Genomic DNA, 8,855 nt, shown 5'->3' with positions numbered 1-8,855 from the left:
GTCTAAGCGTTGACGGTGGGTCGAACGCGGTGTTTTTGCCCGCCCGGTCCGTAGCGCGACCATGAGCGACCCGGAGCCCGAAGCGGTCGACCGACCCCCGATCCCCACCGACGAGGGGTCGAGCCGGCGACGAGCGCTGCTCTACACCCTGCCGTTCCTGCTGCTCGGGCTGGGCAACGTCGCGCTCGTCATCGGCTGGGGGCTCGAACCGCTCTGGGTGTTCGCGATGCTCCCGCCGATCCTCTTCGTCACCGTCATCACGTGGATCGCGTTCAAAAGCGGCTTCGTCACCGACCACGACGAGTACGGCGACGGACTCCAACAGAGCGAGTGGGACTACGAGTGAGCTCCGGTCCCCGCCGTCAGCGCCCGGTGTCGTACTTGTAGGTCGCCGACTCCGGGTCGATACCGAACTCCTCCGCGAGTTCGTTCACCGCACCCTCGTCCTCGTCCCCCTCCCCCTGCGGTCGTGCCTCCTTGAACCGCTCGCGCAGGCGGGCGGGCATCTCGAACCGCTCGGTCTCGATGGCGGTGGGGACCGCGTCGGGCATCGTCCGCTCGCGTTTCCGGTCGAGGCGCTCGCGCAGCCCCTCCGGGAGCGCGGCCTCGTCGATCCGCTCGAAGCCGAACCCCTCGAAGTACTCCGGCGTGGAGACGAACGCGTAGACCCGCTCGAACCCGTCGTCCGAGGCGTGATCCAGCAGGCGTTCGATCACGTGCGCGCCGACGCCCTGTCCGCGCCAGGGCTCGATCACGCCGAGGCTCGTCAGCTCGCAGAACTCCTCGTCGAGTTTGTGGAGCCGAGTCCGGCCGAAGCCGGCGCGCTCGCCGGTCTCCTCGTCGAGGGCGATCACGTAGTCCCGGGAACGAAACGCGAGCCCGTCGAGCCCCATCTCCTCGATGCGGTCGAGCAGCCAGACCTCCTCGTGTTTTCTCGCGTCTCGAACGTACATGTCCCGCGGTAGCACCCGCCCGGTAAAAAGACTTTCACGGACCGCTCGACCCGACTCAGAGCGTCGCCGGATCGTCGTCGTCCGCGGCGCGGTGCTCGTCGTCGTCATCGCCGACGAGGCTATCGTCGTCGTCACCGATTAGATCGTCGTCGTCATCACCAACGAGGCTGTCGTCGTCATCCCCGATGAGGTCATCATCGTCGGAGTGACGGTGATCGTCGTCGTCACCGAGCAGCTCGTCGTCGTCGGAGTGACGGTGATCGTCGTCATCTCCGATCAGATCGTCGTCGTCATCACCAACGAGGCTTTCGTCGTCGTCGCCGATCAGGTCGTCATCGTCGTCGGTGACGCCGGCGTCCCCGGTGCCGGCCGCACCGGTCGTTCCCGTGGTCGTGCCGGCTCCGGTCGCCTCGTCGCCGACCCCACCCGTCTCGGTCGCCGTACTCTGGATGCGGATCTCGTCGTCGGTGATCGAGTCGACCGAGTCGGTTCTGAGCGGGAAGTCCTCGTCGTCGGCGTCGCCCCAGCCGAGTTTTGCGCTGATCGTGCCGGTGATCCCCGGGTCGGGGTCGACGTAGGCCGTCCCTTCCCTGACCTCGCTCACGATGCCGACTTCCTCGCCGCTCTCGTCTACGACCGTCTTTCCCTCGTCGTCTTCCGTGAATTGCATCGCCATAGCCGGAAGAGATACACCACCGATACGTATATCCCTGCACCCGGCATGCGCGAAAGAATCACCCGAGGCCCATCCGAAAGCGCTAATGAGAGCTACCGCGAAACCGCGCCCATGAGCGACGAGGACGACGAGGAGGAGACGCCGGCGGTCGAACTCGGTGAGGGCGAGTCCGTCGAGGGCGCACCGCTCGCGCGTGTCACCTCCCGTCTCACCTGGCCACAGCAGAAGAGCGAGGTCGTCAGAAAGGAAGGCGAGAGCGTGATCCGAACGCCCGACGGCCCACGGTCCGTCGAGGACGTGCTCTCGGAGGTCGAGACGGCCTACTTCGCCTCGCGACGCGAGTTCACGGAGGCGGTCCAGTCCGTCGTCGGGACCGGTCCCGTCCCGACCGAGTAGTCCGTGTCGGTCCGTCGGTCCCTCCCCGACGCGTTCTCGCTGCCGTGGGTCCACCGCGCGCTCGTCCTCGGACCGGTGGTGCTCTTTCTCGGCCACCAGTGGCTCGCGCCTACACTGGAGGCAAGGGTCGTCCGCGACACGGCCATCTACATCGTGATCCCACTGGGGGTCGCCGCGCTCCACGGTCGACGGATCGGCTGGCGGATCGATCGGCTGGCGATCCGGGACGCCGTCCTCCTCTCCGCGTTCGTCGCCCCCTTCTACGTCGTGGGTTCGACGCTGCCGACGATCCGCGAGTACTACCCGATGTGGCAGGTCTCGCCCGCGATCGGCGAGTTCCTCCCCCACGCAGTGATGCTGTTCGTCGTCGCGCTCGCGACCGAGACCTACTACAGGGGTCTGCTCTGTGTCGGCGTGCGCGAGATCGGCTTCAAGTGCGTGTTCATCTCGCCGATCGTCTACGCGCTCATGCACTCGACGAAGCCCCCGATCGAACTCGCGCTCTCGGGGCCGACGGACGTACTCTTCGGCGCGGTCGACTACCACGCGGACTCGATCCTGCCCTCGACGGTGGCCCACGGCTTCGGCCTCGTGCTGCTCGACTGGCTCGTGCTCCACGACCCGGTGATCGACCCGGAGACGACGCTCCGGTGGCTCTCGTGGCTCCCGATGCCACTGTGACCGGATCGACTCCCACCGAACCTGCGCCACGCTTTTCACCGAATCGGCCCATCGTACGGTCATGAGCCTCGCGATCGACCCGAACGAGATCGACCCGGAGGACATCGGCGAGAAACAGGCAGTCCTCGAGATGAATCACGAAGAAGCGGTAGAACACGTCCGCGAGGTCTGTCTGGAGGTGGGCTTCGGCATCCCCGTCGAGTTCTCGCCCTCGGAACTACTCAACGAAAAGGTCGACGCCGACCGCGATCCCTACTACGTTCTCGGGGCGTGCAACCCGGAGATGGCCGACCGCGCGCTCGACGAGACGATGCGGATCGGCGGGCTCTTTCCGTGTAACGTGATCGTCTGGGAGGAGGAGTCGGGACGCCAGCGGGTCTATCACCTCTCGATCATGAAAGTCGCGCGACTGCTCGGTATCGCGCCCGACAGCGAGGAGTGGAAGTCGATCGTCGAGGATACGGGCGAACTCGTCGAGGAACTGTTCTCGCGGCTCGATGCCGTCGAGAAACGGGTGTAGCTACGCGACGGTGCGCGCGATCGGCCCGACGTCGCCGGGGCCGTCGCGGGTCTCAAGCGCGGTGACGAACTCGGGCACCGTGAACGGCGTCTCGCCGACGTGTGGGGCGATCAGCCGCTCGTCGCCCGCCGTGACGTCGATCCAGACGACCGGGAGCACGACCTCCTCGTACCCCGCCTCGGAGACGAGCGAACCCGCCTCGTGACGCTCGAACGCCGGGGCGAGCGAGACGCCCCGGCTCTCCGCCCAGGCCTCCCACTCCTCGATCCGGTCGATGCGCTCGGGGTCCCCGTCGGTGCTCACGCGCGCCGGCCAGGTGTGTGTCCTGTACGCCGAGACGAGCGGCGTCGACGCGAGGCGGTCGAGTCGCGCACGGAGCGCGTCCTGTCTGGGGCGCGCGCTCGTGGCGCCCTCTCGCAGGTAGAGGTCGATGTCGAGTGGGTCGTCGAACGATCCGATCATACTGTCATCGTTCTAATCCCCTCGTACTAAAACTATGCCTAGGACGGAGGGATGGAATATATACACGCTAGAACGGTCGTCGCTCAGCCGACAGATCGTCCGAAGTCGGCCAGCGAGGACTGGACGCCCGCGACGAGTTCCGAGGAGCGACGGAGGCGCTCCTGGGAGATCGGCAGCCGATCGGAGAGCGTCGTCACCGCCTCCGCGAGCGACTCCGCCTCGCCCCACTCGCCGTCGAAGGCGTTCCTGACGCTCTCTCTGACCTGCCAGACGCCGACCGGCGCCCACTGCTCGTCGGTGACCTCCCGGAGGACGAGGACCTTCGCCTGCCGGCCACGGTCGGCGAGGTGTTCGAGCGCACCCACCCTGGCGGCGTAGTATGCGCCGGAGGTCCCCCCGGTGACGTACTCGGTCCGACCGTCGTAGCCCTCGTGGTCGCTCGCGACCCAGTACGTGCCATCTAGATCCGGGTTCCAGACGCTCCCCGGCGACTTCATCTCGACGAGTTCGAACTCCCAGTTGCCGGGTGTTAAAACGATCCAGTAGCGGTTTCCGACGTACTCGTTCGTGTAGACCTCGACGCTATCGACGCTCGGCGCGTTCCGGACCGTCCCCCGGAGGTACTTTCCAACGGTATCGTCGACGGCCGTGATCGACCAGCGCGTGGGGACCAGTCGCCTCCGCTCCCCGATCCCGAGTGCACCCGCCGAGAGGATCTTGTTGATCTCGTAGACGTCGAACCCTCTCCTGTACAGGTACGTCATCGCCCCCTCGGCCTTCCAGTCGTCGTCAGAGAGCGTCTTCTCGACCGCCTTCGGTACCGAGGGGTTCTCCGCTAAGTCGGCACGCTCGGCGCGCGCGTGCGGGCCGGTCGGGGTGGCGATGTCGTCGAGTCCGAAGTCCAGGTCGGGCGAGCCCGAGAGGCCGATCTCGACGTCGACCGGCCGATCGGCGATCGCGACCTCGCGCTGGACGCCGACGAAGCCGTCCCAGACGTCCTCGACGTTCACGCGGGCCGAGCGCGTCGAGTTGAGCAGTCCAGACCGGTACTGGTAGACGTCCTCGATTGCGATCCCCTGGTCGTACCAGTCCCCGGAGGTGACGTACTCGGTCGCCCGGTCCTCGTCGCCGACGGGCGAGAGCAGGCCCGTCGAGACCTCGGGGTACGACGACCGCCCGACGAAGATCGAGGGGGAGACGCTGCCGAACAGCGAGTCGCCCGAGACGACCGACTCGAACCGGTCCTCGAACTCCGTGAGGTAGTCGGTGATCGCGTAGGACTTCTCCCGGGCGAGACGACGCATCTCGGCGCGCTCGTCGGTCTCCAGGTCCTCTACGAACTCGTCGAGGCGCATTGGTGGGTGAAGGAGGCGCGCGGATTTGAACGTTCGGCCCGCGTCGCTGGGAAAGAGCTGTCTCCCGTATCCGGAGACGCTACGCCGAAAAGTCCGTCCGCGGGGTGGAGCGCGTTAGCTGTGGATGCCCATCGCCTCGATCTGTTCCTGGTACCGGTTGCGGATCGTGACCTCGGTCACCTGCGCGACGTCGGCGACCTCGCGCTGGGTCTTCTTCTCGTTACAGAGCAGCGACGCGGCGTAGATCGCCGCGGCGGCGTAGCCCGTGGGGGACTTGCCCGAGAGCAGCCCCTGTTCGGCGGTCGTCTCGATGATCTCGTTGGCCTTCGACTGGACCTCCTCGCTCAGTTCGAGTTCGGAGCAGAACCGGGGAACGTACTTCTTCGGGTCGACCGGGCGCATCTCGAGGCCGAGCTCCTGGGAGATGTACCGGTAGGTCCGGCCGATCTCCTTTCGCTCGACGCGCGAGACCTCGCTGATCTCCTCGAGACTGCGCGGGATACCCTCCTTCCGGCAGGCGGCGTAGAGCGCCGAGGTGGCGACGCCCTCGATCGACCGCCCACGGATGAGGTCCTCCTTGAGTGCGCGACGGTAGATGACGCTCGCCACCTCGCGAACCGAGCGCGGTACCCCCAGCGCGCTCGCCATCCGGTCGATCTCGCTGAGCGCGAACTGCAGGTTGCGCTCGCCGGCGTCCTTCGTCCGGATCCGCTCCTGCCACTTTCGCAACCGGTGCATCTGGCTTCGTTTCTTCGAGGAGATAGAGCGACCGTACGCGTCCTTGTCCTTCCAGTCGATGGTGGTCGTGAGCCCCTTGTCGTGCATCGTCTGGGTCGTCGGCGCCCCCACGCGCGACTTCTGCTGGCGTTCGGTGTGGTTGAACGCCCGCCACTCCGGACCCGGGTCGATCGATCCCTCCTCGACGACGAGGCCGCAGTCATCACAGACGAGCTCGCCCCGGTCCGAGCTCTTCACCAGGTCCTCGGACGAACACTCGGGACACGCCCGAACCCCCTCGTCCTCGCTGGTCTGCTGCGCCTCACGCTCGCGCTCCCGTTGTCGGGTGGACCGTGTCATCGCACTTAAATAGTAGTACTACCAAAACACTTAAACCCTCGGTTCGAACTGTGTCGTGAGTCAGGCGACAGGATCGACCTCGCAGTTACAGATAACCACCGGAGGGCGCCGGTATCGCGGGGCTTTCCGCGCCGAACACATACCAAAGCCGTTATATCCGAGTACCGGCGACCTCGGCTCGATGCCGACCGTCGACTGCGATCCGGACGAGGCCAGAGAGCGCCTGCGCGAGGTGGGCGCGGAGGTCCACCCCGGCAACACCGACCACGAGCTGTGGCGGGCCGAACACGGGGACGCGGTGGCGGTCGCTTACGACGGGACGGTCGTGATCCAGGGCAAGCGTCCACGGGACATCGAGGCGCTGTTGCGAGAGGAGGGCGGGCGCGTCCACGCCTACTTCGACGGGGCGTGTCGGGGAAACCCAGGCCCGTCCGCCGCCGGCTGGGTGCTCGTCTCCTCGGGCGGGATCGTCGCCGAAGGGGGCGAACGCCTGGGGAAGACGACGAACAACCGCGCGGAGTACGAGGCACTGATACGCGCGCTCTCGGCCGCGACCGATTACGGCTTCGACGAGGTCGACCTCCGGGGGGACTCCGAGCTGATCGTGAAACAGGTCAGAGGCGAGTGGAACACGAACGACCCGGAGCTGAGAGAGCGCCGGGTCCGGGTCCGCGAGCTGCTCTCGGGGTTCGACCGGTGGTCGATCGAGCACGTTCCGCGCGAGATAAACCGCCGCGCGGACGAACTGGCGAACGAGGCGTTGGACGATGGCTGAGAGAGACCACCGGGAGGAGCTGGGTGAGGAAGTCGTCAGGAGAGCGGAGCGGCTGACGCGGCTCGCGCGTGCGGCGGTCGACGACGGGGAGGCGTCGGCCTACCGCGAGGAGCGAGACGAACTGCTCTCGAACCGCGGCTTCACGACACGGGTCAGAGAGAACGGCGAGGAGGAGGTGCTGGTACTCCACCCCGAGGGGTGGGAAGAGGGGGGCACGATCCACCCGGAACGGATCGAGGAGATCGACCGAGCGGTCGAGATCAGGCTCACCGGGGCGGCCGATCCGGAGGACTGGGAGAGCGTCGAGGCGCACAACCGCGCGCTCGCGAGGCGGGTGAGAGCGAAGTACGGCGAGGTCCACGGCGAGAACGCGGAGACGTTCGCGGATTTCATGGGAAACCACTACGCCCGACGGATGGAGACAGCCGGCGAGCGAGAGCGCGAGGAGTTCCTCACCGACTACTTCGTGCGCAACGCCTGGCCGAGTGCGGACCAGCGCGCGGCGATAGAGCGCTCGCTCTCGCTGGTGGTCGAGGTCGCGAAAGAAACCGAGTGATGTCGTCTGTTCTATAGCTGTGCGTCGACGAGCGCGCGGACGTCCTCGGCTCTGTCGCCGTCGATGACGAGCTTCGAGAGGACCCAGTCGAGCTGGCCGAGGACGACCTCGTAGCCATCGTCGGTGAGTTCGTACTGGTTCGTCCGCTTGTCGAGTTCGCTCTTTTCGACGTAGCCCATCTCGACTAAGTCGTCGAGGTTGGGGTAGAGTCGACCGTGGTTGACCTCCGCGCCGTAGTACTCCTCTAACTGACGCTTGATCGCCAGCCCGTACATCGCCTCCTCCGACAGGATGACGAGGATATTGTGCTGAAACGCCGTGAGGTCGTGTGCGGTCTGCTCTGTGCCCGGAACTGCTTGTGCCTCTGACATCAGCAGAGAGGACGGTGTCTACCTATTTAACAGTTGGCAATCCGACGGGTATTCGATCACGTTACTACCCGTTCATACCGGGTCGTCGGCCCGACGGGACGGGTCGAAAGGGCTTTTTCGCCGCTGGTCACAGGGGCAGACGCATGACCAACCTGTGGGAGGACCTGGAGACCGGACCGAACGCACCCGAGGAGATCTACGCCGTCGTCGAGTGTCTGAAGGGCGACCGGAACAAGTACGAGTACGACAAGGACATTCCGGCGGTGGTCCTCGACCGCGTGCTCCACTCGAACGTCCACTACCCGGGTGACTACGGCTTCATCCCCCGCTCGTGGTACGACGACGACGACCCGTTCGACGTGCTCGTGCTCGTCGAGGACTCGACCTTTCCCGGCTGCGTAATCGAGGCCCGCCCGGTCGCGCTGATGCGGATGGACGACGACGGCGAGCAGGACGACAAGGTGATCGCCGTCCCGACCGAGGACCCCCGCTTCGACCACGTCGAGGACCTCTCGGACCTCCCCCAGCAGACACGAGACGAGATCGACGAGTTCTTCGAGACCTACAAAAACCTGGAGGAGGGCAAACGCACGGAGACCCTCGGCTGGGATGACCGCGACGCGGCGATCGAGGCGATCGAACACGCCCAGGAGCTCTACGTCGAGCAGTTCGGCTGAGAGGGACGTCGTAGCCGTCCGGATTTCGTGGGCTCACGCGACGCCGATGTCGTTCGATCCGCGATCGAGGATCGACGAGTTTCGACGACGATCTCTACGAGAACCACCCGAGGGAACCCCGGTCGATACGCGGGGGTAATTCCTCGCCCTGATCGGATGTATTATAATTATGGGTAATCTTTTTCGTGTGGAGCGGATAGGTACTCCCGTGATGGCCACGAACGACCGACCCCGTCCCGGCATCGCCCACCCGACGGTCGTCCCGACGAACTTCGTCCCCGAACCCGAGTCGGAGACGCCGGTGGGAGAGCCCGAAACCGCCGACTGAGCCCGTAGACCCGGAGACGAAGGTTCTT

The 8,855-nt window shown here is 66.1% G+C and carries 13 protein-coding genes; 7 read left to right on the top strand and 6 right to left on the bottom strand.

What is annotated here, in order from left to right; translation table 11 throughout:
• Positions 1-61: 61 nt before the first annotated feature.
• A complete protein-coding gene (locus V2L32_RS07410) occupies positions 62-346 on the top strand; it encodes a hypothetical protein (protein WP_331235842.1) in 285 nt (94 codons plus the stop codon).
• Positions 347-362: 16 nt separating this feature from the next.
• Here the strand turns inward: V2L32_RS07410 and V2L32_RS07405 are convergent, their stop codons facing one another.
• Together V2L32_RS07405 and V2L32_RS07400 are read right to left on the bottom strand one after the other, a co-directional pair.
• Entirely contained in the window at positions 363-953 is a 591-nt protein-coding gene (locus V2L32_RS07405) for a GNAT family N-acetyltransferase (protein WP_331235841.1), read from the bottom strand.
• A gap of 55 nt (positions 954-1,008) precedes the next feature.
• Positions 1,009-1,629: a hypothetical protein gene (locus V2L32_RS07400; protein ID WP_331235840.1), complete on the bottom strand. Its 621-nt coding sequence runs from the start codon at positions 1,627-1,629 to the stop codon at positions 1,009-1,011.
• A gap of 111 nt (positions 1,630-1,740) precedes the next feature.
• Between V2L32_RS07400 and V2L32_RS07395 the strand changes: the two genes are divergently transcribed.
• The 3 genes from V2L32_RS07395 to V2L32_RS07385 all read left to right on the top strand — a co-directional run bounded on the left by V2L32_RS07395 (position 1,741) and on the right by V2L32_RS07385 (position 3,226).
• A complete protein-coding gene (locus V2L32_RS07395; protein ID WP_331235839.1) occupies positions 1,741-2,025 on the top strand; it encodes a DUF5789 family protein in 285 nt (94 codons plus the stop codon).
• A 3-nt stretch (positions 2,026-2,028) separates the two neighbouring features.
• A complete protein-coding gene (locus tag V2L32_RS07390; RefSeq protein WP_331235838.1) occupies positions 2,029-2,706 on the top strand; it encodes a CPBP family intramembrane glutamic endopeptidase in 678 nt (225 codons plus the stop codon).
• Positions 2,707-2,767: 61 nt separating this feature from the next.
• A complete protein-coding gene (locus V2L32_RS07385; RefSeq protein WP_331235837.1) occupies positions 2,768-3,226 on the top strand; it encodes a DUF302 domain-containing protein in 459 nt (152 codons plus the stop codon).
• On the opposite strand, the gene V2L32_RS07380 is transcribed toward V2L32_RS07385, so the two are convergent.
• From V2L32_RS07380 to V2L32_RS07370, 3 genes are all read right to left on the bottom strand, one after another.
• Entirely contained in the window at positions 3,227-3,688 is a 462-nt protein-coding gene (locus V2L32_RS07380; protein WP_331235836.1) for an HTH domain-containing protein, read from the bottom strand. It abuts the gene before it with no gap.
• 83 nt (positions 3,689-3,771) lie between these two features.
• Positions 3,772-5,043, bottom strand: a complete 1,272-nt coding sequence (gene nreA, locus V2L32_RS07375; RefSeq protein WP_331235835.1) for a DNA repair protein NreA — start codon at positions 5,041-5,043, stop codon at positions 3,772-3,774.
• 114 nt (positions 5,044-5,157) lie between these two features.
• On the bottom strand, positions 5,158-6,120 hold the full coding sequence (locus V2L32_RS07370) for a transcription initiation factor IIB (RefSeq protein ID WP_331235834.1): 963 nt from the start codon (positions 6,118-6,120) through the stop codon (positions 5,158-5,160).
• A gap of 181 nt (positions 6,121-6,301) precedes the next feature.
• On the opposite strand from V2L32_RS07370, the gene rnhA reads away from it, so the two are divergent.
• Entirely contained in the window at positions 6,302-6,895 is a 594-nt protein-coding gene (gene rnhA, locus V2L32_RS07365; protein WP_331235833.1) for a ribonuclease HI, read from the top strand.
• Entirely contained in the window at positions 6,888-7,451 is a 564-nt protein-coding gene (locus V2L32_RS07360; protein ID WP_331235832.1) for a DUF7108 family protein, read from the top strand. Before rnhA ends, V2L32_RS07360 begins: the two co-directional genes overlap by 8 nt.
• A gap of 11 nt (positions 7,452-7,462) precedes the next feature.
• Here the strand turns inward: V2L32_RS07360 and V2L32_RS07355 are convergent, their stop codons facing one another.
• The gene (locus V2L32_RS07355) at positions 7,463-7,822 is read right to left on the bottom strand and encodes a PadR family transcriptional regulator (protein ID WP_331235831.1); all 360 of its coding nucleotides are present in this window, start codon (positions 7,820-7,822) and stop codon (positions 7,463-7,465) included.
• Between the two features lie 143 nt (positions 7,823-7,965).
• Here V2L32_RS07355 and V2L32_RS07350 point away from each other — a divergent pair, with 143 nt between their 5' ends.
• Positions 7,966-8,499, top strand: coding sequence for an inorganic diphosphatase (locus V2L32_RS07350; protein ID WP_331235830.1), 534 nt, complete (start codon positions 7,966-7,968; stop codon positions 8,497-8,499).
• Positions 8,500-8,855: the final 356 nt, after the last annotated feature.

Origin of the sequence: Halalkalicoccus sp. CGA53 (genome assembly GCF_036429475.1) — an archaeon.
In the GTDB taxonomy this organism is placed as follows: Archaea; Halobacteriota; Halobacteria; order Halobacteriales; family Halalkalicoccaceae; genus Natronorarus; species Natronorarus salvus.
The sequence above is the reverse complement of the archived record's forward strand: the minus strand, read 5'-3'. Positions and strand labels throughout refer to the sequence as shown.

Excerpts from the sequence above, each read along its gene's own strand:
- V2L32_RS07395 (WP_331235839.1), top strand. The coding sequence starts at position 1,741 with ATGAGCGACGAGGACGACGAGGAGGAGACGCCGGCGGTCGAACTCGGT.
- V2L32_RS07355 (WP_331235831.1), bottom strand. The coding sequence starts at position 7,822 with ATGTCAGAGGCACAAGCAGTTCCGGGCACAGAGCAGACCGCACACGAC.
- rnhA (WP_331235833.1), top strand. The coding sequence starts at position 6,302 with ATGCCGACCGTCGACTGCGATCCGGACGAGGCCAGAGAGCGCCTGCGC.
- nreA (WP_331235835.1), bottom strand. The coding sequence starts at position 5,043 with ATGCGCCTCGACGAGTTCGTAGAGGACCTGGAGACCGACGAGCGCGCC.
- V2L32_RS07385 (WP_331235837.1), top strand. The coding sequence starts at position 2,768 with ATGAGCCTCGCGATCGACCCGAACGAGATCGACCCGGAGGACATCGGC.
- V2L32_RS07400 (WP_331235840.1), bottom strand. The coding sequence starts at position 1,629 with ATGGCGATGCAATTCACGGAAGACGACGAGGGAAAGACGGTCGTAGAC.
- V2L32_RS07380 (WP_331235836.1), bottom strand. The coding sequence starts at position 3,688 with ATGATCGGATCGTTCGACGACCCACTCGACATCGACCTCTACCTGCGA.
- V2L32_RS07405 (WP_331235841.1), bottom strand. The coding sequence starts at position 953 with ATGTACGTTCGAGACGCGAGAAAACACGAGGAGGTCTGGCTGCTCGAC.
- V2L32_RS07360 (WP_331235832.1), top strand. The coding sequence starts at position 6,888 with ATGGCTGAGAGAGACCACCGGGAGGAGCTGGGTGAGGAAGTCGTCAGG.
- V2L32_RS07370 (WP_331235834.1), bottom strand. The coding sequence starts at position 6,120 with ATGACACGGTCCACCCGACAACGGGAGCGCGAGCGTGAGGCGCAGCAG.
- V2L32_RS07410 (WP_331235842.1), top strand. The coding sequence starts at position 62 with ATGAGCGACCCGGAGCCCGAAGCGGTCGACCGACCCCCGATCCCCACC.
- V2L32_RS07350 (WP_331235830.1), top strand. The coding sequence starts at position 7,966 with ATGACCAACCTGTGGGAGGACCTGGAGACCGGACCGAACGCACCCGAG.